Origin of the sequence: Paenibacillus sp. Soil750, assembly GCF_001428045.1 — a bacterium.
Lineage (GTDB): Bacteria > Bacillota > Bacilli > Paenibacillales > NBRC-103111 > Paenibacillus_E > Paenibacillus_E allorhizoplanae.
The window spans coordinates 1-23,456 of record NZ_LMSD01000042.1 but is presented as its reverse complement, the minus strand read 5'-3'; the positions used below and the strand labels follow the sequence as shown (position 1 = coordinate 23,456).

General features: G+C 46.7%; 17 protein-coding genes. 15 read left to right on the top strand and 2 right to left on the bottom strand.

The features are described 5' to 3' along the window. The first annotated feature begins 84 nt into the window (after positions 1–84). The 9 genes from ASL11_RS31100 to ASL11_RS31055 all read left to right on the top strand — a co-directional run bounded on the left by ASL11_RS31100 (position 85) and on the right by ASL11_RS31055 (position 10,776). Positions 85–3,180, top strand: a complete 3,096-nt coding sequence (locus tag ASL11_RS31100) for an ATP-binding protein (protein ID WP_056623696.1) — start codon at positions 85–87, stop codon at positions 3,178–3,180. Between the two features lie 3 nt (positions 3,181–3,183). Further along, positions 3,184–4,281 (top strand): BTAD domain-containing putative transcriptional regulator, encoded by a 1,098-nt coding sequence (locus ASL11_RS31095; protein ID WP_056623692.1) that lies wholly within the window; start codon positions 3,184–3,186, stop codon positions 4,279–4,281. A gap of 261 nt (positions 4,282–4,542) precedes the next feature. Further along, positions 4,543–4,938 (top strand): (R)-mandelonitrile lyase, encoded by a 396-nt coding sequence (locus tag ASL11_RS31090; RefSeq protein WP_056623689.1) that lies wholly within the window; start codon positions 4,543–4,545, stop codon positions 4,936–4,938. 177 nt (positions 4,939–5,115) lie between these two features. Continuing rightward, positions 5,116–7,020 (top strand): 1,4-alpha-glucan branching protein GlgB, encoded by a 1,905-nt coding sequence (gene glgB / locus ASL11_RS31080; RefSeq protein ID WP_056623682.1) that lies wholly within the window; start codon positions 5,116–5,118, stop codon positions 7,018–7,020. Between the two features lie 7 nt (positions 7,021–7,027). Further along, positions 7,028–8,209 carry a glucose-1-phosphate adenylyltransferase gene (locus ASL11_RS31075; protein ID WP_082596015.1) on the top strand — a complete coding sequence of 394 codons (1,182 nt, stop codon included), beginning with the start codon at positions 7,028–7,030 and terminating at the stop codon, positions 8,207–8,209. A gap of 23 nt (positions 8,210–8,232) precedes the next feature. Then, on the top strand, positions 8,233–8,895 hold the full coding sequence (locus ASL11_RS31070; protein ID WP_056623679.1) for a sugar phosphate nucleotidyltransferase: 663 nt from the start codon (positions 8,233–8,235) through the stop codon (positions 8,893–8,895). A 140-nt stretch (positions 8,896–9,035) separates the two neighbouring features. Beyond that, the gene (locus ASL11_RS31065; protein WP_157257117.1) at positions 9,036–9,365 is read left to right on the top strand and encodes a hypothetical protein; all 330 of its coding nucleotides are present in this window, start codon (positions 9,036–9,038) and stop codon (positions 9,363–9,365) included. 23 nt (positions 9,366–9,388) lie between these two features. Then, positions 9,389–10,204, top strand: a complete 816-nt coding sequence (locus tag ASL11_RS31060; protein ID WP_056623672.1) for a PPK2 family polyphosphate kinase — start codon at positions 9,389–9,391, stop codon at positions 10,202–10,204. 29 nt (positions 10,205–10,233) lie between these two features. Continuing rightward, the gene (locus ASL11_RS31055) at positions 10,234–10,776 is read left to right on the top strand and encodes a DUF1003 domain-containing protein (RefSeq protein WP_082596014.1); all 543 of its coding nucleotides are present in this window, start codon (positions 10,234–10,236) and stop codon (positions 10,774–10,776) included. Between the two features lie 128 nt (positions 10,777–10,904). On the opposite strand, the gene ASL11_RS37930 is transcribed toward ASL11_RS31055, so the two are convergent. Together ASL11_RS37930 and ASL11_RS31050 are read right to left on the bottom strand one after the other, a co-directional pair. Continuing rightward, positions 10,905–11,036, bottom strand: coding sequence for a hypothetical protein (locus ASL11_RS37930; protein ID WP_268796257.1), 132 nt, complete (start codon positions 11,034–11,036; stop codon positions 10,905–10,907). Positions 11,037–11,147: 111 nt separating this feature from the next. Continuing rightward, positions 11,148–12,038 carry an AraC family transcriptional regulator gene (locus tag ASL11_RS31050; RefSeq protein WP_056623669.1) on the bottom strand — a complete coding sequence of 297 codons (891 nt, stop codon included), beginning with the start codon at positions 12,036–12,038 and terminating at the stop codon, positions 11,148–11,150. Between the two features lie 118 nt (positions 12,039–12,156). Between ASL11_RS31050 and ASL11_RS31045 the strand changes: the two genes are divergently transcribed. From ASL11_RS31045 to ASL11_RS31020, 6 genes are all read left to right on the top strand, one after another. Next, positions 12,157–14,022: an ADP-ribosylglycohydrolase family protein gene (locus ASL11_RS31045; RefSeq protein ID WP_056623667.1), complete on the top strand. Its 1,866-nt coding sequence runs from the start codon at positions 12,157–12,159 to the stop codon at positions 14,020–14,022. Positions 14,023–14,311: 289 nt separating this feature from the next. Continuing rightward, positions 14,312–15,286 carry an ABC transporter permease gene (locus tag ASL11_RS31040; protein ID WP_056623664.1) on the top strand — a complete coding sequence of 325 codons (975 nt, stop codon included), beginning with the start codon at positions 14,312–14,314 and terminating at the stop codon, positions 15,284–15,286. Next, positions 15,280–16,158, top strand: coding sequence for a carbohydrate ABC transporter permease (locus ASL11_RS31035; RefSeq protein ID WP_056623661.1), 879 nt, complete (start codon positions 15,280–15,282; stop codon positions 16,156–16,158). Before ASL11_RS31040 ends, ASL11_RS31035 begins: the two co-directional genes overlap by 7 nt. Before the next feature lie 52 nt (positions 16,159–16,210). Beyond that, positions 16,211–17,803: an extracellular solute-binding protein gene (locus ASL11_RS31030; protein ID WP_056623658.1), complete on the top strand. Its 1,593-nt coding sequence runs from the start codon at positions 16,211–16,213 to the stop codon at positions 17,801–17,803. Between the two features lie 2 nt (positions 17,804–17,805). Continuing rightward, complete coding sequence (locus ASL11_RS31025) at positions 17,806–18,708, top strand: hypothetical protein (protein ID WP_056623656.1); 903 nt, start codon at positions 17,806–17,808, stop codon at positions 18,706–18,708. 22 nt (positions 18,709–18,730) lie between these two features. Next, positions 18,731–23,137: an S-layer homology domain-containing protein gene (locus ASL11_RS31020; protein ID WP_056623653.1), complete on the top strand. Its 4,407-nt coding sequence runs from the start codon at positions 18,731–18,733 to the stop codon at positions 23,135–23,137. Positions 23,138–23,456 lie beyond the last annotated feature (319 nt).

Here is a 23,456-nt window from a genome sequence, read left to right as displayed (position 1 = left end):
GTTAAGTAACTGATTAGGAAGGAGGAGGCGAACCTGATTCGAAACGAAAGAATATCTTGGCTTGCAAGGGTCTTGCTTGTCTCAATGATCGGATTGATCGGTTTTTCGCTCGTACCTCTTTCCGAGAAGATCGGAGGCGGCGAGCAGCAAAGCCAATGGATTGTGCAGGATGGCGTCTTAGATCTTGCGCGGTGGAATCCCGTCGACGATCCAGTTATCCCGTTAGACGGCGAGTGGGAGTTTTACTGGAATCAGTTGCTTACGCCGGATGATTTCCGGCAGTTATCAAAATTGCCTGATGCCAGCGGCGTTTCTTATATGAAAGTCCCATCCCCGTGGAACGGGAAGGTGATTAATGGCGTCGAGCTACCGGTTTATGGAGCGGCTACGTACAGGATCGTGTTGACGGGGCTTTCCTATTTCGGAGAGTTGGCACTGAAGAAAACGAATATTCGTTTTGCCAGTGAGATTTATGTGAATGGAGTCAAGCTGCTGGCGGATGGGCAAACGTCTGGAGATAACAAATCGGGCTATCGTTCGGGTAACCGCCCGCAACTTGGCGTATTTTCTGCAAACCAGGGGCGCATCGAGATTATCGTGCAAGCGGCCAACTACGATTATGTAAATTCAGGAATGGTCGATTCGTTGCGCTTTGGGTCAGCCGACCGATTGATCTCAGAACGGCAGCTAGCGCTCAGTAAGGATTTTTTCGTACTAGGTATTCTCTGTACGCTGACTTTGCTTTACTTGATCTGTTTCGTAGCTGCCTCCGCTTATCGCATCAGAGACAATTCGCTTTTACTGTTGGCGTCCATCTGTTCGATGTTTGGGCTGTATCATGGACTAATGGGAGAGCGATCGCTATTTTTTTTGTTGGAAGGCAGATTATCTTTCGAAGTCCTCTATAAAATCAAGGATTTCGTTTCGGTTTCCGGTTGTTTGGCATTAGCGCTTTTTTTCCATCATTTGCATCGAAGCAAGCTGTCTTTACGGATTACACAAGGGGTATCGTTCGTGCTGGTTGGATTTATGCTCCTTATTCCGATGCTGTCCATTCGGGCGTATACGCCCATTCAGTTTTATATTGTTCTCCTGTACCAAATCGTTCAATTTTGGAATTTTCTCGTATCTGCACAATTGTTCATCCGAGGCGAGCGAGGGTCACGGTTTAAATTACTGATGCTGTGTGTGGCTGTCCTGATGATTAATATGTATTCGCTGGACGTTATTTTCTTCGCAATGGGGATCCATAGTAGCGCCTCGCTGGCGCAGTTTTGCATCATTATTTTTAATATCGTGATGGTACCTGTAGTAGTACTGCGCTTTTTTGAAGCTTACCAGACAGTTGATAGGATGAAAGACCAATTGTTGCGGCTCGATAAAATCAAAGACGATTTTCTGTCGAATACGTCTCATGAATTGCGGACACCGCTGAATGCGATCGTTAATATTTCCCAGTCACTGCTTAAGGGAGTGGAGGGGACGCTTACAGACAAGCAGGCTCGCAACATGGCCATTGTGGTTGACAGCGGAAGAAGGCTGATGATGCTCGTAAATGAATTGCTCGATTACTCCAAGCTCAAGCACGGTGATTTGGCGTTACAAAGAAACACAGTCGATGTGAAATCGTATGTCGAATCGGTTATCCAGATTCACGGCTTTTTGCTGGAGGGCAGAAGCACGAAGCTTATCAACAGCGTGCCGGATCATTTGCCTCTCGTTTATGCGGACGGTAATCGTCTCATACAAATTTTGCACAATTTAATCGGTAATGCAATTAAGTTTTCCAATCAAGGGACCGTCGAAGTGAGCACTGAAACCAGGGGAGAATGGATGGAAGTGCGAGTGAGCGATACAGGGATAGGGATCGCTGCAGATATGCGCGAACGTATTTTCCTGGATTTCGAACAAGGCGGAGCGGCTGATTACGGCGGCACCGGGCTCGGGCTCAGCATTACGAAGCGTCTGGTGGAGCTTCACGGCGGACTTATCGAAGTTGATTCTGAGCCGGGTAGGGGGGCGACATTCCGCTTCACGCTTCCCCTGGCAAGTGACAAGTTGAAACTGGACGGCGACGGAAGGTTGGCTGAATCAGTCGAATTGCCATTGTCCGGAACTGTCAGCGTACTCCCTACTGAGTATCCACTTTATGTTGCGGGGAAAGAAAAGGAACCCATCCTGCTGGTAAATGACGACTTTGCCAATCTGCAAAGTATGATGAACATGTTCAAGCTGGAAGGGCGCACTTTCATCGTTGTCGACCGAGGGCAATTAGCTTTGGAAACGTTGTTCAGTCATCCGGATATTTCCCTTGTCGTACTGGATCTCATCATGTCGGACATGTCCGGCTACGAAGTACTTGCGAAGATTCGGGAAAGATTCTCGCCGTTCGAGCTGCCGGTGCTCGTGCTGACGGCCCGCAACAGCAGCGAGGATATTCGGATCGCGCTAGAAAATGGAGCGAACGATGTCGTCGCTAAGCCGTTTGAATCCGAGGAATTGATGGCCCGCGTACGTAATTTGACCGAGCTGAAATCTTCGGTCAAGCTGGCCAGAAATGCAGAGATCGCTTTTCTACGTTCGCAGATCAAACCGCATTTTCTGTATAACGCGCTTACGGCGATCGCCGAACTGTGCGTGATGGATGCCGAACAGGCGGAGCAGCTTACGCTCCGATTGTCGCGGTATTTGAGAAGCAGTTTTGATTTCAAGCACCTTGAAGCGTTGACTACGCTGGAGAACGAGTTGGAGCTCGTCAAATCTTATGTAGCCATTGAGCAGGCGAGATTTGGCGCGAGGCTGCAGGTGGAATACGTCTTGGAGGCAAATTTGGGGGTCATGATCCCCCCTCTCGTCATTCAGCCGATTGTCGAGAACGCGATTCGACACGGCATTATGTCCCGCTCGAAAGGGGGGACGGTGAAATTGACCGTCATCGAACGGGCACAAGGTGATATATTGATACGCATTGAAGACAATGGCTGCGGCATGAATGAAGGTCAGTTGAAGTCAGTCATGAAGCCCGATACGACAGTCGGAGGCATTGGATTGTGGAATATTAGTCAACGCCTGCGATTGCTGTATGGTACAACCTTGTGCATCGACAGCCGGGAGGGCGAAGGTACACGTGTCGAGATGGAACTGTCGACAAGCCACATTTTAGAAAGAGGGGAGACGTAGCGTATGCTGCGATTGATGATCGTAGACGACGAGGAAATGGCGGTAAGGAGATTGAAGCGCCTCTTGTCGGAAGTCGGTGGAATCGGGAGTATCGAGACATTCTTAGATCCCCAAGAAGGATATGATTATGCCAAAGAGCATGACGTCGATGTCGCTTTTCTAGATATCTCCATGCCCGATATTAACGGAATGAGATTGTCGGCGTTGCTAACGGATATGCGGCGAAATATCGATATCGTGTTAGTGACGGGTTCCGACGAGTACGCGGTTAGGGCCTATGCGATTAACGTGCTAGACTATATCGTAAAGCCTGTTACGTCGGAGAGGCTGGCCGTCACCATGGAGAAGATTCAAAGGGTTCGTCGGCAGGACGATCCCATCCCGAACCTGGAAGTTCAACTGTTTGGTGGTTTTAAAATTATAGGCCGTACGACCGATGGGAAGAAAGAAGCGATTCGATTGCGGACTCCGAAAACCGAGGAATTATTTGCTTTCCTGGCTTGCAAAAGAACGGTCGCCCGCGAGGAAGTAACGGAAACGTTGTGGCAGAATCTAGCCCCGGACAACGCATTGAAGAATTTGAATTCGACGCTGTACGCTATCCGTAAAGCGGTCGGATACGACCGGTCTGGCGGCGGGATTACAACGACAGGAAACGAGATACGCTTAGAATCCGATGACCTGAAGTGCGATCTGTATGAGTTCGAGCGATTAATCAAGGAAATTAGAAGAGCACCTAGTGAGAGCGCAGCCTTGTTGGAAAAGGCGGAAGCCCTCTATAAGGGACCGCTGTTGAAAGGCAGGTCCTATGAGTGGGCCATCGAGATCAGTCGCTCGCTAGAGCAACAGTACATTGATTTGCTAGAGCTAACCGCTCAGTATCATCGGACACATGACCGTCAGCAGCAAACGCTGCATTACTACGGTGAAATGTTGAAGATCGATGCGATGAGAGAAGACATTCATTACAAAATGATGCGGTTGTATGCTGATCTAGGCCGGAAGAACGAAGCGATGAAGCAATATCGCGAATTGGAGCAACTGCTGCAGCGAGAGCTTGGAACATTGCCAGATCTTCGACTAGAGGATGTGATTTCATAAGAAAGACAAGCTCCTCATCTAATAAGGGAAGAGCTTGTCTTTGCTCATTCCATATGGGGATACTAGGTCTTGCCACACAGTCGCCGCTTGCAGCGTTGATGACCAATTACAAGGCAGTTCCGAAAATCTCCTGTCCTCCAGACGCTTAGATGGATTTTATTCTAACTGCTAGCGAGAATTCAATTTAGCCATCCCTTTTGGTATCATTATGTTTAGAACAACGCGACAACAAATAACGTAACTTAGGGAGGTAATTAGAAAATGGAAATCAAAAGAGCAGGATCCCAACCTTCGGGTAAAGGACCATCTAATTATTTTACGGGAACGGTTCGGATCGATCCATTATTTGAAGCAGCTGAGCCTGCACGCGTAGCTGGTGCAAGTGTTACGTTCGAACCCGGCGCACGGACAGCGTGGCATACACATCCGCTGGGTCAAACGCTGATCGTAACGGCAGGGGTAGGACGGGCTCAACGATTGGGAGGTCCAATCGAAGAAATTCGTCCCGGTGATGTGGTCTGGTTCCCCCCTGGTCTAAAGCACTGGCACGGAGCTTCGCCCACCACAGCTATGACACATATTGCCATTCAAGAACGTCTTGATGGCAAGGCTGTCGAATGGTTGGAGCAAGTCACTGATGATGAATATCAGTCCTAAGAAGCGCGGAATCGCTGTTATAACAGCAAAAGCGCTATATAAATTTACTGTTCAAAAAACACGAGCCAAAATGGCATCGTGTTTTTTTGTGCTGCAAAAAGTTATAGGTTCGTTGTTTCAATCTATCCATATGCGTGTAATTAGCATTAAATTCAACAACACAGGGGAGGAAAGTGCATGACAATGATCGCCTCGAAATCAAACACGGATGCGCTCTATTTGCTGCATGAGGGCACACAGTATCAAAGCTATCAATTTCTTGGAGCACATTTGGAAGAACGCGATGGCTGCAAAGGAGTCAACTTCGCTGTGTGGGCACCGAATGCCAAGCAGGTGAACGTATCCGGAAGTTTTAATGGTTGGGATGGCACTCATCATGCTATGTCCATGCAGGAAGGTATTTGGACACTGTTCATACCCGAGCTGGAAGAAGGCACTTTATATAAATATGAAATCGTTACGCTGGATGGGGATCGTTATCTGAAGGCGGACCCGTATGCGTTTCAAACGGAGTTTCGACCGGAAACCGCTTCCATTATTGCTTCGCTTGATAATTATGAATGGCAGGATGAAGACTGGTTGGCGAATAACACGTCGAATCAACACTTGCAACAGCCGCTTCTCATTTATGAAGTGCATTTGGGCAGTTGGAAGCGCAAGGAGGATGGCGGATTTTATAGTTATGTGGAATTAGCAGATGAACTTGTGGATTACGTTCACGAGCGGGGGTATACCCATATTGAGCTCATGCCCTTAGCCGAACACCCGCTTGATTCATCATGGGGATATCAGGTAACCAGCTATTATTCGGTGACAAGCCGTTATGGATCACCGAAAGACTTTATGTATTTTGTGGATCGTTGTCATCAAAAAGGAATCGGCGTGATTATGGATTGGGTCCCTGCTCATTTTTGCAAAGATGCGCATGGCTTATCTCGCTTTGATGGCTCTCCCCTCTATGAATATGAGGATAGTCGCAAAGGTGAGAATCCGACGTGGGGGACGTATATTTTCGATTATGGGAAGCCGGAAGTCATTAGCTATTTAATTTCGAATGCTCTCTTTTGGATGGATATGTATCATGTCGATGGACTAAGAGTCGATGCCGTTTATAGTCTGCTAACGCTGAATTTTAATCGGCCAGAAGAGGAATACATTCGAAACGAACAGGGTGGAGAGGAGAATCTGGAAGGGATTGCGTTTCTACAAAAATTAAATGCGGTCGTATTTGCCAGGTATCCTAACGTGCTCATGATTGCAGAAGACTCTAGCGCATATCAGGGTGTCACTACTCCGGTTGAGTATGGTGGACTAGGGTTTAATTACAAATGGAATTTAGCTTTTACCTCCGATACGCTGGAATATATGAAGAAAAATCAAAGCGAACGCGGCGGACAGGAAGATCGGTTAACGCGGTCACTGTTGGGGACAAGGGATGAGAATTATGTCTTGCCTTATTCTCATGACGAGATGAATTATCCGAGCAAATCCTTGTTAGGTAAAATGTCTGGGGAAGATAATTGGCAGCGTTTCGCCAATCTGCGTGTGCTTTATACGTATATGATGGGACATCCGGGTAAAAAGCTGCTTTTTATGGGCACTGAATTCGGCCAAATGGACGATTGGAATTCAGAGGATTCCTTGGCATGGGGATTGCTCAGGAATGAAGAGCATCAGCAATTTGCGGAATTTGTGAAACAGATGAATCATTTTTACATAACAGAAAAAGCATTGTGGGAACTGGATTTCGAGTCAAACGGCTTTACCTCATTAGTTGCGGATGATAAAGAGGATGGTCTGGTGACGCTCTTGCGAAATTCGAAGACGAACAATGAGCAGCTAATTATCATAAGCAATTTCAAGCCTGAAACGCATGAGGGATATCGCCTTGGGGTTATGGATCCTGGGCGCTATCAGGAGGTTTTTAACAGCGATAAGTTGGAATTTGGCGGTTCAGGAATAACGAATGACCATAGTTTGGAAACCGAGGAATGGTCTTGTCAGGGTTATCCTCAAAGTATTTCAGTTCATATACCGCCACTTGCAGCGGTTATCCTCAAATATATGCCTACGGAAGGATGAGATTAAGGTGAAGAAACAGGAATGCGTAGCTATGCTATTAGCAGGTGGTGAGGGCAGTAGACTTAGTCCGTTAACGAAAAATATTGCAAAGCCAGCTGTCCATTTTGGTGGGAAATATAGAATCATTGACTTTTCTTTAAGCAATTGCCATCATTCGGGCATTGACACGGTGGGTGTATTGACGCAGTACAAACCCGCTGTTCTGAATGCTCATATCGGAAGCGGGGAAGCATGGGGGATGAAGAGTGATAGAGGGGGTATCTCTCTATTTGAAAGACAAGTTGGCGCGCCCAATGCTTACTCGGGGACAGCGGATGCTATTTATCAGAATTTGGCTTTCCTCCGGGAACAGAATCCAAGCTATGTCTTAATTATTTCCAGCGACCATATCTACAGCATGGACTACCGCGCCATGATCGAGCATCACAAGGCATCTGGTGCGGATGTTACCATATCCGTGACACCTGTGAAATGGGAGGAAGCAAGTCGGTTTGGCATTATGAGCACCGATGAAAACGATCGGGTCACAGCTTTTGAAGAGAAACCACTGAAGCCGGGTAGTAATCTCGCTTCCATGGGTGTGTATTTGTTCAATTGGGATGTTCTTCGATCATCTTTGGAACAAGATGCGAAAGATCAAGCTTCTGACCATGATTTTGGACACAATATCATTCCGAGACTACTAGCTGGAGGTGCCCATTTATCAGCGTTTCCGTTTGACGGATATTGGAAAGATGTGGGCACGATTCAAAGCCTATGGGAATCCCATATGGATTTACTGGGATATACGCCGAAGTTGCAATTGGAACAGGAAACGTGGCCTGTATTGACCAAAACAAAGAATCTCTCGAAGACTCACGTTGCCTTGACGGCCAGAGTAAATAATGCAGTTATCGGGGATGGCTCGACGATCTATGGAAATGTCAGTCACTCCGTGGTATTCGATAATGTTCGGGTTGGAGAAAATAGCAGAGTACTCAATAGCGTCATCATGCCAGGTGTGCAAATTGGTAAAAACGCACTCATCAGTAATGCGATTATCGGAGAGGGCGCTATTATTAAAGATGGAGCTGTTGTAGGTCAGTTAGACGCGTTAGAGATTACGACAATTGCTGAGAGAACAACGGTAAGACGCCAATATCCAGCTGTTATTCCGGCCAAGCTGACCAATCAGGTATACTTTGGGTAATCCAAGACAAGGAGGAGTGTACGATGAAGGATGTTCTTGGGATGATCAATTTGATGAATGAACAAGATGACTTATCTACACTTACACGCAATCGATGTGTAGGTGCCGTGCCTTTTGCTGGTCGTTATCGGATGGTTGACTTTGCACTCTCTAATATGAGTAATTCGGGTATTCAGAGGGTTATGCTATTGGCAAATGACAAAGCGGACTCCTTGCTCGAACATGTGGGTGACGGGCATCATTGGGGCTTAGATACGACCGCTGAAGGCGGTGTAACGGTGCTCCCTCCTAGTTATCTCGCTAAGGATGTGCGTGGAGATCTATTTCATCTATACAGTCATCTTGATGTATTGAAAAATTGCACCGAAACATATATGTTGCTTGCTCCAAGCAGTGTGATTTACCATATGAATTTTGAAAATATGATCGATTACCATCTGGGCAACGATGCTGATATTACGATTCTCTACAAGCATTTAATGGAGATGGATCGCCATGCGCATATTGGTCATGCCTATAACTTGGAAATGAGCGATCAGGGCAGAGTCGTCCGGGTTACGCCAACGTACCATGCGTTACCAAGCTTAAAACCGCAAAATATCGATTTGGATACGATGGTTATCAAACGAAGTCTGCTCATTGAGCTGATCGAGCAAAGTATGATGCTGGCAGTGAGAGGTATCTGAAAGAAGTCATATGGAACCACTTAGCCGATATTCATGTTCAAGGTTATGCCAATCATGGATATGTGGCAATTATGGATTCGATCGATAGTTACTATGCCCATAGTATGCACCTTCTGCAACCGCATGGATGGCATGAATTTATGATTAACCATGAATCTGTCTATACAAGGCAGGAAGAAGAACTGGAAACGGCATATCATGACCAAGCGTTGATTCGTAACTCATTCATCGCTCATGGCTGCAGCATTGAAGGCTATGTGGAGAATAGTATTTTGTTTCCCGGTGTGAAGGTGAATCGAGGCGTTAGCATCAAGAATAGTATCGTGATGCATCAGTGCGCGATCGAAGCGAACGCCTATTTGGATCATGTTATTTTGGACAAACAAGTTGTGGTGGAACAAGGAGCTGTCTTACGCGGCGAGTTCGCACACCCCATTGTGGCAGAAAAAATGGTTGATATCAGCCAATGACATCAAGGTAGAGGAGGTCAAGTATGCCTAATAGCCATTTTCGATGGGAATCTGGTAAAAAAGTACATTTATCGAGCTTAGATCCCAATGATACGAATGCTCATCATGACAGAGAAGAAATAGAGCCGAATATGGCACGTTTGAAGGAACGATTGCAAGATCTTCAAAATATGCTTTATGCAGAAAAGCAGCGTTCTGTTCTGTTCATCATTCAAGGCATGGATTGCAGTGGGAAAGATGGTGTCGTGAAGCAGGCGCTCGGATGCTTGCATCCGCAGGGGTTCCAAGTAACGAGTTACCGAACGCCAACAGAAGAAGAGGCATCCCATGATTTTTTGTGGCGTGCACATAAGGCGACGCCTGCCAAAGGCATGATAGGAGCTTTCGTTCGGTCTTACTATGAAGATGTACTGATTACCCGTGTACATCAATCAATCGACGATTCGGAAACCAAACAACGGTTCAAACATATCAAACATTTTGAGAAACTGCTGGAGAGCAGTGGTGTAAAAATAGTAAAGATTTTCTTGCATATATCGCAAGATTTCCAACTAGCCAAGCTTAGAAATCGACTCAAGGATCCAACAAAGCGATGGAAATTCGATAAGAATGACCTCGTTGAACGTGAATCTTGGGACGAATATCAAGCAGCTTATGAGGATGTAATTAAACACTGCAGTTCGGAGTCAGCGCCTTGGTATATTGTCCCTGCCAACCATCGCTGGTATCGGGACTGGGCAGTTCTGCAAATTGCCGTAGCAGCGTTAGAAAGCATGGAATTAACTTATCCGGAATCCGACAAGGAGTTTGATGACAAGCTTCTCGCTACATTGCAGTAAGATTGGCTTAGGGAAGAAGGGACACGAAAATGGAAAAAGAGATAGGAAAAGAGACGGAAGGGGCTCAAGCCACAGGTGATTTCACATCGGAGCAGTTGTTTCATGAATTAGATAATGATCCTAACTTTAAATTGGACAATGACCAATTAGAACGCATAGCCTCCATCGTAAATGCGTATAAAGGGAACATTAAGTCCCATTTAATTGAGCAACAGGAGAAGAAGACTTCCTGGGCTGATCGGCTTGCTGATGGCATTGCAACGTTTGGTGGAAGTTGGGCGTTTATCTTGCTTTTCAGTTTGTTTTTAGTCATTTGGATGTCGATTAATTTCATGAGCTTCGCCTTCGATAAACCCCCGTTCATCCTGCTTAATCTTATCCTTTCTTGTATTTCAGCCTTTCAAGCTCCCGTCATTCTCATGAGTCAGAATCGACAAGCTTCCAAAGATAAGCAGGAGGCGATCCTTGACTTCGCTATTAATTATCATGCGGAGCAGGAAAATATGGAGATCAAGGTCCTGCTGGAAAGGTTGGATCAAAGGCTTAAAAGAATCGAGCAACAGGGGCGGTAAGTAGTGTCTTGTTATATATATACATAAGTAGAGAAAGGCTGGAATCGCAGATCTTGGTTGTTATTTTTATGTTAGAGCCAAAAAACTCATTTGCTACATATAGCAGATGAGTTTTTTGGTTCTACTATTTATCTAACAACATGACGCGTTCCACGGTTAAAAGGTTCATGATGCTCCAAGTCGTCTTCATCATCGTCAATATCCAAACCAGTTGCAATGATCGTGTCATTCACGATGGTTTCAAGCTCACCATCTTCCATTGAAATTCCTCCATTTCGCACATGGTTCAGATGTACCTCATATCTATTTCCCTGTCAGATGCAATTATCCTGCACTTTTCGAATAAGGACGGCATCTTGTCAGTTGACTGCCTACCCCATCGGCTCTTTATTCCGATAATGCAGAGGAGCGACACCTTCGATCCTTTTGAACATACGGCTGAAGTAAAAAGGATCCGGATATCCCACTTCACTGGCAATTTCCTGAACACTTTTATCTGTAGTGCGCAGCAGATGTTTGGCGCGTTGGGTTTTGAGTTGGTGGATATAATTGTGGATGTTCGTTCCGGCATACTTTTTGAACACCTGACAGAGATATTCATATTTGCGATCCATCAATCGTTCTAATGTCTCTTTGGAAATGTCCGAATCGTAAAAATTATTCAAGTAATTGACTAGATTGCGAAAAGTAAGGTAGGAAGCGGAGAAAGCGGTGTCCAATTGGCTTTGCTTCAAAAAATCATTGGCCATAAGACGAAGGATTTCACCAAGTAATAAGGTGGCATGAAAACGAAAATAACCCGTCGGTTGTTTCATTGTCTCGACTAGCTCTTCAAACAAGCCGAGCAATTTATAACGTTGCAAAGAACGAAACTGACGTGGGATAACAAGCAAATCTTCATGCAGGTTTTCCGTGGTTCTAAGCTCGGTTCGTTCGGCATGGACAATATTAAGCTCAGTGGCTCGATCCAGCACGAATTCATTAAGGGTAGGATTGCAGGAAAATTGTACCCAGAAAAATTGCCCTTGTCGTTCTTGGGGATTCCAACCGGTATGCGTTTCCCAAGGTTTCAAAAGAAGCGACTCCCCGGCGTGTAAGATCATGCGTTCATCTGCAGTCTGCAAATGCACCGTTCCGTCGGCAATGACGATAAGCTCATAAAAGGGATTATGATGCTGACCGAAGAAATGGGGGTTATTGGCATCGAAAAGATCAGCCCATTTGACATCCAATGTGGATAATCGAGAAAGAGAGTAGTGCATGGCATGACATCTCCTGATGTTTTTTCTTTTTAGAACAAAACTATGTACATGGCACTATAATGGAACCGCTTTTATACTGAATTCAATATCCATTATATCAAACAACGGAGGTTTCCACATGCCTATCAGTATTTTAAATGAACAAGATTACTATCGTATCGTATATGGGGGATGGCTAGGGAAAAATATCGGAGGAACGCTTGGGGCGCCGGTCGAAGGCAAGAAGGAGCTGCTTGAATTGAGCTTTTATCCAGAGCTGCCAGACGGTCCACTAGAGAATGATGATTTGGACCTGCAATTGGTGTGGTTGCACGCTTTGGAGCAGTATGGTCCGGGATTGACCGCAACTGAGCTTGGACAGGAATGGTTAGAGCATGTCTTTTTCCCGTTTGATGAATATGGCTATGCGCTGACGAATTTAAGAAGAGGTTTACTTCCACCGATTGCTGGTTGGTTCAACAATCCATTCAATGACTGTATGGGCTCACCTATTCGTTCCGAAATATGGGCGATGGCAGCTCCAGGTGCCCCGGAAATCGCTGCTCATTATGCGTATCAGGATGCGATTGTAGATCATGCTGGCGGCGAAGGGGTTTATGGTGAAATGTTTTTCGCTGCGTTGGAAAGCGCCATATTCTTTGAGAAAGACAGGGATCGATTGATCGAGATTGGAATGAAGTATATCCCTGAGAATAGTCGTACTTCCAAGGCCTTGAAAGATCTGCTTCGGTGGCATCAGGAAGGGAAAAGCTGGATAGAAACGCGCTTACTCATTCTGGAGCACCATGGCAGCGATAATTTTACCGATGCTCCTCAAAATATTGCCTTTACTATCCTTGGATGGTTGTATGGGGAAGATTTTGAAGACGCGATTTTGAAAGCCGTCAATTGTGGTTACGATACAGATTGTACCGCAGCAACGCTGGGTGCAATATTGGGTATGCTAGTAGGACCGGAAGGCTTGCCTGCTAAATGGGTAAAACCGGTAGGTGACCGCATCGTTGTCAGCCCCCCAATCAAGGGATTCCCAGCGCCTAAGAATTTGGACGAATTAACTCGTCGTACAATCCGTATGGGCAAACAGATTCTCGCAGCTTGGGATACTGGGATTTTGGTGCATCCTGAGTTTCCTACTTCTTGGAAACAATCGCTGGCAGTGGGAGAAGCGGATGAAGCCATAAGGGAACTTTGGGAGAGAAAAGTAACATCGAATCATTACTTGCTGCCTCTGGGTACGAAAAGATGCCCGGACGCAGAATTAATCATCGATTTCGGACCAGATGGTCCAGCTATTGGTCCAGGACATAGCAAGGTACTGCAGTTCACGCTGACGAATCGCTCATTGACCCGGATCGATGGAGATATAGCATTAGAGCTACCTTCAGGTTGGCATGGACCAACAACGGTTAAGATTAGTTTGCAACCAGATGAATCCTTCAAGTGGGATACGGAAATCCAAGCTGGACCGATTGCAGCAGTAAGTCATGAGTTAACGTTTAGTTGGACTCGAATCCATGACCATGCGATATGGTCGATTCAAAAAGTACCATTTACCATGGTCAACTCCTCCAGATGGATCGTCTGGGGTCCCGAAGATAGCGAAGGAGAAGTGATCTATTTCCCAGGGAATAGCGTACAGTGGGAGAAAGTCGAAGTAGAAGGCATGTATAAGGCGCAAACAAGGCTTACTAATCCGATTGAGCGCAAGCTGAGACTTATTGCAGCAGCGAATAGTCCTGTAACGCTGAAGTTGAATGGTAAGACGGTGATTTCATGCAAAGAAACGCTGGAGTTCATGCCAGCGTATCACCGTGCCCCTGATCAACAGTATGTGGAGTTAACTCTAGCAGCTGGAAGTCATCTTGTGGAAGTTGAGGCCATAGGCGATGGCTCACCGCTTGAGGTGTATATCTTGCCGGTGGCCCTTCTCGATACAACATCACCGGGTCCTTACTATTATTATACGGATATATTACTGGGATAAATGATGTGAATTTGCCCAAGTCACATTGATCAAAAAGATTGCCAATCACCTTGCCAGGAAGGCAGGGATGAGTGGCAATCTTTTTATTGTCCAAACCTACTGCTTTTTTTTATCCGAACTGCTGAATCGGCGATAACACCACAAAAAAGCAATTTGATTTCTATATTTGACCGGGATACTCGTGTAACAATGGGTTCACAGCAGGGAATTATAAAAACGCAATCGCTTACATGATTTCGTTAAATGAGTTTTAGACGCCTAGCTACATATTGGAAAGGGGAATAACAAGATGAAACCTGCAACGAATCACGCCATGCCCCAGAAGCTGATCCGGGAGCCTACGGCTGCGGCCAAACGGCACAAAACCTGGAACAGGATGAAGCGCTTCATTCCGCTTTACCTTTTATTCTTGCCGGTACTTGCCTATTATGCCATCTTCCATTATGCACCGATGACCGGCGTAGTGATCGCTTTCAAGCACTACACGTTTATGGATGGCATCTTCGGGAGCCGGTGGGCAGGACTCGCACATTTTAGAAGATTCATTGAGAACGGCGATTTCTGGGTCATCTTCCGTAATACACTGCTTCTAGCTTTTTACCGCATTTTATTAGGATTTCCAGCACCTATTCTATTCGCACTGCTGGTTCACGAAATGCGATTTACGAAATGGAAGCGTTTTTTTCAAACGGTCTCCTATTTACCGCACTTTGTATCTTGGGTCGTGGTGTACGCGCTCTTGTACAACTTCTTCTCGGAAAGCGGTCTGATCAATCTGCTGCTCAAATCGTCCGTTGGTCATACATTTGAATTTCTGTCATCCACAGAATATTACCGGATGATGTTTGTAGGCAGCGCAATATGGAAGGAAATTGGATGGAGCGCTATTATCTTTTTGGCGGCGTTAACGAGGGTTGACCCCGATATGATTGAAGCTTCGGCCATTGACGGTGCGAACCGATGGCAGCGATTGTGGCATGTCACCCTGCCAAGTATCAGAAGCGTTATCAGCATTATGTTTGTGCTGAGTTTGGGCGGCATTCTCAGTGTAAGCTTCGAACAAACATTGGTTATGATCAATCCTCAAGTAGCTCCAGTGGCTGAGGTTATCGACTACTATGTGTACCGCATCGGGCTACTTAATACGAATAACTACAGCTACGCAACTGCCGTAGGTCTGTTCCGTTCAGCGATCGCGCTCGTTCTCGTATTAGTTGCCAACTATGTATCCAAGAAAATCGACGAGGAGGGGGCGATATGGTGAACGGAGGAAAGTCTAAGTCCTTGTCCAAGCCGGGAATCGTGGATTATATCATCTGGCTCTTTCTGGCGCTGCTCTGCGTGAGCACCCTGTATCCATTTCTAAATGTACTTATCGTATCGTTCGCTGACATGAAGGATTACGTGAAGCAAGGAGGACTCCTGCTCTATCCGCGCTCGATTCATTGGGACAGTTATCGCTATGTGCTTCGACATTCAGGACTGCTCGACGCTTATGGGGTTACGATCTTTATTACGGTTGTCGGGACGCTGATCAATCTGATCATGACTTCCCTTGGCGCTTATGTGCTCTCTAACCGAGAGTTGCCGGGGCGTAACGCATTGATGACCATTGTGGTCATTGCGATGTTGTTCAATGGCGGATTGATCCCCACCTATCTGGTTGTTCGATCGCTGCATTTGGTAGACTCCGTGTGGGCACTGATGGTGCCATTTGCTATCAATGCCTGGCTCTTAATCCTGATGCGTAACTTCTTTCAGGGCATTCCAGTTAGTCTTAGCGAATCGGCCCGATTGGACGGTTGCTCAGAACTGGGCATCCTCGTTCGCATCATGCTGCCGTTATCTCTTCCTATCGTAGCCACACTGGCTTTGTTCTATGGTGTAGGTCACTGGAATGAATATATCAACGTGATTATTTATATCAACGATCCAAAGCTATCCACCCTACAGCTGATTTTGCGCAAAATGTACTCGTTTTCGCTCGAGCAGCTTGACGGAGACAGCCTACCGCCACCGGTAGAGACGATTCGTGCCGCTACGGTGATTCTGTCTGCTTTGCCCATCATCATCGTCTATCCATTCCTGCAGAAGTATTTTGTACAGGGAGTTATGGTTGGGTCTGTGAAGGGCTAAAGTATTGACTTATCATAAACCATTTTATCTATTCAAAGGGGAGACTAAATCAATGAAAAAGCAATCAACCAAACGCGTTATCGCATCCTTATGTACCGTTTCAATGGCTACGGCATTAACAGCAGCTTGCAGCAGCACGGAACCAAGTAAACCAGCAGCCGCTGGAGAAAGCAGCAAGGCCACCGCAACGGCCTCTGTTGCACCAGTAACGATCTCACTCACACAGCCCGATGGAGGTCGGGTCTGGAAAGACGATAATGCAGCCACCAAAGAAATCGAAAAGAAAGCCAACGTCAAGTTGAACGTAACGATGCTTCCCAATAACGATTTTAACAGTAAGTTCAATGTGCTTGCTGCTTCTGGTGATATCCCGGACATGAGCCGACTGGGTGCATTTGACTATCAGAAATATGTGGATCAAGGGTTATTCATGGATATTACAAAGCTAGTGGATCAATATGCGCCGAACTTAAAGAAGAACCTCAAGCCTGAGCTGTGGGAGCTGACGAAGCACAAAGGCAAGCAATTTGTCATTCCGTATGAGAATGGGGCAGGTAAGGAGGTACCGGTGCTCCGTAAGGACTGGCTGGATGTCCTGAATCTTAAAATGCCTACCAATCTGGATGAATTTGAACAGATGCTGAAAGCGTTTACGTTCAATGATCCGGATAAAAACGGTAAGAATGATACGTACGGTATGGGCCTTACGAACAGTTTCGCAGAAACCTTTATGCCGATATTCGGAGCGTATGGCATCGCTCCCGGCATGTTTGCAAGCAGCGTGCCAATGAATAGTTATCTGAAAGACAACAAGATCGTTCCGGTTGCCATTTCTCCGGAATATAAGGAGGCCTTGGCCTATATTAAAAAACTGTGGGATGCTAAGGTCATCGATCCCGAGTTGTTCACCATCAAAGCTGATCAGGGGCAGCAGAAAGCGGCGCAAGGGAAAATCGGCTATTTCACGGCCTGGTGGTCCATCGCTCCACAAACGCTCATTCAGCAGCTGAAGATGAAAGAGATTGTGCCGAATGTGAAATGGGAACCTATCTCACCAGGCATCAAAGGTCCTGAAGGGAAAAGCGGCATGCTGTCTTTCGGTAATGTAGGTGCAACGATCGCGCTTTCCGCCAAAACCAAAAATCCGGAAGCCGTCCTTCGTTTCCTAGATTATATGTCCACAGATGAGGGTTGGGAGCTCAACCATTACGGAATCAAGGGTACACACTATACATCAATTACAGAGCCACGCACACCTGAAGGACAGAAAGCATTTGACGAAAAATGGCTGGATCCATTAAGCCAGATTGTTTCCAGAGTAGATATTCAGAATAAAATCAATGCGGCTACCAAAGATCCAATTCAAGTAGAAAACAACCGATTTATTGATGCGGCAGCAAGTTATACCTTGATTTCAGACATCTTCTACGGCATCCCGGCAACGGAGGAGCAAAATACGCTAGGACCGGACGTCGCCAAATATGAGGTTGAGATGTTCCTGAAGTTCATCACAGGCGCGGAACCACTGTCTAATTGGGATGCGTATGTGGATGGATGGAAGAAGAAAGGCGGCAAATCTTTACTAGACTCTAAAGTGAAAAAATATAATGAATTGAAATCAAGCAATGTGAGTTCAGGAGTTTAACTATGAATTTCACTACAATGCCGTCGCCCATTCTCTTGAAGGGGGATCACCGCAGAGCTTTTCGGGATCCTTGCGTACTTTATCAAGACGGCATTTGGTGGATTTACTACACCCTTGTAGAAACGGAAGAGGATGGTCGCGTCTATTTGTACACGGCGATGAGCCGGAGCACAGATTTGTACCAGTGGAGCGACCCGCTTCTTCTGACCCCCAAGAATCAGCACTTGAATTTCTCCAGTCCTGGCAATGTGATTTACACCGGCGGAAGATGGCGGATGTGTTTGCAATCCTACCCACGACCGCATGGAGAGAAATATGGCAATGGGGATTGCCGCATCTGGACGATGGAAAGCCAAAACTTGGTTGATTGGACGGCTCCGGAACTGCTTCGTGTCAAAGGGGAACATGTGGCCTTAGAGGATATGGGCCGGATGATTGACCCCTATTTCATCGAAAATGCGAACAAACCCGGGGAATGGCTATGTTTCTACAAGCAAAATGGCGTCAGTATTTCGATAACAAGTGATTTTCAGCAGTGGACCTATTGCCGGTCTGAACAGGCAGGAGAGAATGTGTGCATTATCCGGCACCAAGGGGAGTATGTCATGTTTCATTCTCCCGAAAATGGTATTGGTATCATGAGATCGCACGATCTGATTCATTGGCATCAGGAGGACTCTTTACTTACATTGGGCCAACAGGAGTGGGAATGGGCCCGGGGCCGATTGACAGCTGGATTTGTCCTTGATCTCAGGCATGTGAAAGGCGTGGAGGCCTTTGTGATGTTTTTTCACGGCAGCGGACCGGAGGATGAGCGTGTGCTGTTTGATACACATGCATCCATTGGAATCGCATGGAGTAAAGACTTGAAGGAGTGGGATTGGCCAGGTAAGGAACGTAATTGAGATTGGTGGGAGGGAATATCCGTTGAGAAAATGGTTATCTGGAATTTTGTCATTCCTATGGATTATAACGTTATTTATGCAAGCGGTTCCATCCGCTGCGGGTGAAACGGCAACAAGCCCAGAACAAATTGTGCTTAGAGTCGAAGGGGAGAATTACACCTCGATCGTTGGTGCACTGGGTGGCGATAAAGCAGGAGTGAAGGGAACCAGCACCGAGTTTAGCAATAACGACTTTTTGTATTTCAAAAGTTTAACAGGAGAGAACATTTCAAATGGATACAGTGCCGAATATCAGGTTAATGTTTCTGTTCCCGGCATTTATGGTTTGGAGATCATGGCCGCTCCGATCGGCATGAACCATGTGTCAGCTTATCAAATGAAAATTAATGACGGTGCTTATTTTCCTGTAAACAGCTCAATCGCCACAAAAATCGGGCAAATTAATACACCGGCTAATCTCTTTTATAAGTATAAGCTGAATCCCGTGACGCTTAATGCCGGTGCCAACACGATCTCAATTCGCATTCCGAATGGAAGGCCCCAAGACGGGCGCATCTTCTTTTTTTTCGATTATATGGAATTTACCAAACTCCCTTGGGGATTGAACAAAATCACAACTAATTCTCCTAATAGCCTATTTGAAGAGCAGGATGCGAAGGAGTTTTCCATCCAATTTACCGATTCCGCCAGCAAGGGGCACGTAGTTGACTATAAGGTGGAAGATTATGACGGGAGTATCGTTGTTCAAAATAGCGTGACGATGAATGTGTATGCCCCTTCCTACACAGTTACGTTGCCGCAACTGCAACGGGGGCATTATACGATAACAGCAGAGGCAGATCAGAACGGCAAACCCATCATTGAATATTTCTCGGTTGTGATGAATACTTCTGAGCGTCATATGGCTGCAAACAACCCATTTGCTCTGGATGTGGCGGGAGGCTCGCTGATTCCAGCCGATCAAGCTGAGAACTATGCGCGAGCGGTCCGGCTGACTGGAGTCGATTACGTGCGGGAAAGGATGCATTGGAATTCCATCAGCACGGCTAGCGGGGTCTATGATTTTAGCAAATATGATCCTTACAACAGCGCCTATGCGAATAACGGCATTCGGGTTCTGGAACTGAACCATATCGCTCCGACATGGGCGAAGGATTCTGGCAAAAACATGCCTCGCAACCTCTTGGATGCCTATCAACTGGCCAAAACAAGCGCTGCTCGTTATGGAAGCCAGTCGGATTGGGAGTTTTGGAATGAACCAGATATTAGCTATACAACGGATAGTGAGCCGGCCGATCAATATGCTGCAATTCTCAAGGCAACGACGATCGGTGCAAGGGATTCAGGAGCTGACACGCGAGTGGCACTGGGGGGAATCGCCTATCCTCCGGGGGGATACACGGAGCTTCTGATGGAGAACGATGTTGCACCTTATATGGACATCTACAACTATCATGGTCACCGTAACGATAATGAGAGTCAAAAGATACTGCCAATGCCCCCTTCCTTCGCGGCCCACTCAGAGTTCATTCAGGGTTACGATTTGGATACGAAACCTATTTATGTGACGGAAGCTGGGGTATCCCAAATGTTCCCCGACAGCACACAGACACTGCTCGGCGAACAGCTGCGGACGCAGGCACGCTACTTGACCACCTCTACGATTCAATCTATCGCCACGGGTGTAGATAAACATTTCTGGTTCGTGTTTCCGAATTACCAGGAAACAGCTGGGAACTGGGGCAGCTTCACTACACGAGGGACGCCTTACGCCTCTGTGAATGCGGAAGCGGGTATGACCAATGCGCTTGGTGAAGCCGTTTACCTAGGCAGGTTGACCGGATTGCCTAATGAAGTAGCTGGTTATGTGTTCAAGGACGGAGCGGACAGCGTGGTGGCTTATTGGAGCGAACAACTGACACCTCTAACCTTGTCTACAGGCACTAACACGGCGCTATTGACGGATATCATGGGTAAGGAACAGCAGTTGACGTCCTCTTCCGGCAGCTATGCGTTGACGTCTGGTCCTGACTTGCATTATCTACGGATTGCAGGCAATTTCCAAGGCTTGACCACGTCCATTTATGCAACACCTGTGCCTAAGGCTGCAGAACTTTCGACTGCGGATCGGATGATCATCACGCAGAAGTATCCCGAAGCTACAGCAGCTAAGGCTAAAGCCAAGGGCTATCTCGTGGATAAGACAGCAGCAACTGACATTCAGGTCGATGTTTACAATTTTAACTCAACATCTATGAGTGGGACAGTCAGCGGCTCTGTATATGGCGGTTGGAGCTTGTCGACGCCTTCGAAAGCTGTAACGGTTGCTCCGTATTCCAAAGAGACATTGACTTTTACCCTGACTGGAAGCCAGGATATAGCGGCAGATGTGAAGTTCCCGATCGTATTCCAAGGCATGTTCAGCGGGGAGACTACCTCCAAGTCGGTGACGATGATCGCTTCCAATGAAAACAAGGCAGTAACGCCAAGCCTGCTCGTACCGGATTATGATAATCCTGCGCAGTGGGGGGAGAATATTTCGGCAGGTTCCACTGCCACGGTGACCTCACCGTCTCCTGGGGAGATCCAGTTCAACTATCTCTTTGGCAGCGGGGATAAGTGGACCTATCCTAACTTTATTTTACCGCAAAATGTGTCATTCGCTGGATCGGAAGGGGTTACCTTCGATGTGTATTTCCCGTCTCCTATTGATGGCGTGGTTGTACGAAGCTTCATCTATGAAAGCAATGGTGCCGGATATTTCACCTCCACGGGGATTACACCAGTAGGCGGCTGGCAGCAAGTCAAATTACCTTGGGCGGATTTTGCGGCTTTTGGAACGCCGGATGACAATTTCCATCTGGATCCGGATCAAATTCGGAGGTTCAGTATCGGCGTTAATTCCAGGACAGCAACTGAGGTTTCGTTTAAGCTGCGGAATGTCGGCATCTACACCCAGCCTGACACAGGTTTGTATAGTAAAATCACCAACCTGGTTCCGGCAAATAACGAGGAGCTTGTGGCAGGGAATGTTGTCATCTCGGCAGATTTGGTGCAAGGTGAGATTCCAATCGCAACTGGAACGGCTGAGCTCTTAGTGGATGGAACACCAGTCAATTATCAGATAAATGGCCAAACGATCATGGCCTCTACGGTGCTATTACCAGGCAGCCACAGCTTGAAATTAAAAGCCTTCGATGTAATAGGCAGACTGATTTCTGTTAAATCCAGTGTGATGGTTGAACCAGGAGCACCATTGCAAACTTCGAGTGGTGGCGGAACAAATGGGAATTTGCAGAATCCAACTGTTAAAAAGTTGTCAGTAGACGACCTAAAGCCATCCGGTAAAAGCGTAGTTGAGGTGTCTGTTCCAGCTGGAACGGAGCAAGTGGAATTGGGATCTGAGCTTTTTAGTAAGCTCAGCGGTCAAACGTTGCAAGTAGAAACGACCAAAGTTAGTCTGGTCATTCCGCAGGAAGTCTTGCAAGCTCTGTTTGGCAAAGAACAAACGTACAAGAGTATCCGAATTGGCATCAAAGAGGAGGGAGACTACACTCCTCTACAGTCATCGGGATTAACCAGCGCACAAGCTCAGTGGGGGGGAAGTCTAACCCCGATGAGCAGGCCAATGGAGCTGACGCTTTACGGTGTAAATGCGAATGGCCAGCAAGTATTGGTGAATTCATTTATTGCTCCGGTTAGACTCGTTTTCAACGAAGATGGTCAGGTAAAGCCGGATGTTACCGGTATTTATTACTGGAATCCGAACACCGGAACTCCAGAATATGTGCGAAGCACGTATGACGCGAGCAATCACACGGTAACGGCTAGCCTAAACCATTTCAGCACCTACTCACTGCTGGCGTATACGAAGAATTACATGGACGTTACTAAAGACCATTGGGTGTATCCTGCGGTCAGAGGCTTAACAGCGGCGCATGTCGTAAATGGGGATAGTGCAGACCGTTTTGTGCCTAACCGTTCGGTAACAAGGGCGGAGTTTGTAACGCTTTTCGTACGGGCATTAGGATTGGAGCAGAATGCAGCGTCCGATAAGGGAGCGGGATTCAAGGATGTATCGGCTTCAGCGTATTATGCTGGAGCGGTCTCGGCAGCACAGCAAGCGGGAATTGTTACTGGTAAAGGGGAAGGAATATTCGAACCGGAAGCGCAGATTACTCGTGAGGAGATGGCCGTCATGCTGATGAGGGGAATGACCTTCACGGGTCGCCAGGGATCCGGGGCAGGAGCTGTTGCGCAGCTGCCAACCTTTACCGATCAAAGCGTAATCTCGAAGTGGGCACGGCAAGAGATGCAGCAAGCAGCTAGGGCCGGTTTATTAAGCGGCTATGAGGATGGTTCTGTCAGGCCGCTAGGAAATGCCACCAGAGCAGAAGCGGTTCAAATGCTTTGGAAGCAAAGCCAATAAAAGTGCCAAATTCATAAAAAGATTGCCACACACTGACCCCCTAGCCAGGAAGGCTGAGTGTGTGGCAATCTTTTCGTTTTGGAAAAGACAGGCTACCTTGATAACTGGAAAATCTACAGCGATTTTCACGATTTACGGCTGAAATTCACAATTAGATGGAAAAAGGGTAGTTAATTTCCGTGTATCAGCTAGTTTGGCTGTAAAAGGTTTGAAATAACTACATATTTTCCATCTATTTCAAATATGATGGGGATTGTCGTGGATTTAGCTGTACTCCTGTAATAAATCGCGTTTTCTGCTGAACATAGGGGAACAACAA

Bases quoted from the DNA above. Each gene is read 5' to 3' on its own strand.
- ASL11_RS31100 (WP_056623696.1), top strand. From the start codon at position 85: ATGATCGGATTGATCGGTTTTTCGCTCGTACCTCTTTCCGAGAAGATC.
- ASL11_RS31095 (WP_056623692.1), top strand. From the start codon at position 3,184: ATGCTGCGATTGATGATCGTAGACGACGAGGAAATGGCGGTAAGGAGA.
- ASL11_RS31090 (WP_056623689.1), top strand. From the start codon at position 4,543: ATGGAAATCAAAAGAGCAGGATCCCAACCTTCGGGTAAAGGACCATCT.
- glgB (WP_056623682.1), top strand. From the start codon at position 5,116: ATGACAATGATCGCCTCGAAATCAAACACGGATGCGCTCTATTTGCTG.
- ASL11_RS31070 (WP_056623679.1), top strand. From the start codon at position 8,233: ATGAAGGATGTTCTTGGGATGATCAATTTGATGAATGAACAAGATGAC.
- ASL11_RS31065 (WP_157257117.1), top strand. From the start codon at position 9,036: ATGATTAACCATGAATCTGTCTATACAAGGCAGGAAGAAGAACTGGAA.
- ASL11_RS31060 (WP_056623672.1), top strand. From the start codon at position 9,389: ATGCCTAATAGCCATTTTCGATGGGAATCTGGTAAAAAAGTACATTTA.
- ASL11_RS31055 (WP_082596014.1), top strand. From the start codon at position 10,234: ATGGAAAAAGAGATAGGAAAAGAGACGGAAGGGGCTCAAGCCACAGGT.
- ASL11_RS37930 (WP_268796257.1), bottom strand. From the start codon at position 11,036: ATGGAAGATGGTGAGCTTGAAACCATCGTGAATGACACGATCATTGCA.
- ASL11_RS31050 (WP_056623669.1), bottom strand. From the start codon at position 12,038: ATGCACTACTCTCTTTCTCGATTATCCACATTGGATGTCAAATGGGCT.
- ASL11_RS31045 (WP_056623667.1), top strand. From the start codon at position 12,157: ATGCCTATCAGTATTTTAAATGAACAAGATTACTATCGTATCGTATAT.
- ASL11_RS31040 (WP_056623664.1), top strand. From the start codon at position 14,312: ATGAAACCTGCAACGAATCACGCCATGCCCCAGAAGCTGATCCGGGAG.
- ASL11_RS31035 (WP_056623661.1), top strand. From the start codon at position 15,280: ATGGTGAACGGAGGAAAGTCTAAGTCCTTGTCCAAGCCGGGAATCGTG.
- ASL11_RS31030 (WP_056623658.1), top strand. From the start codon at position 16,211: ATGAAAAAGCAATCAACCAAACGCGTTATCGCATCCTTATGTACCGTT.
- ASL11_RS31025 (WP_056623656.1), top strand. From the start codon at position 17,806: ATGAATTTCACTACAATGCCGTCGCCCATTCTCTTGAAGGGGGATCAC.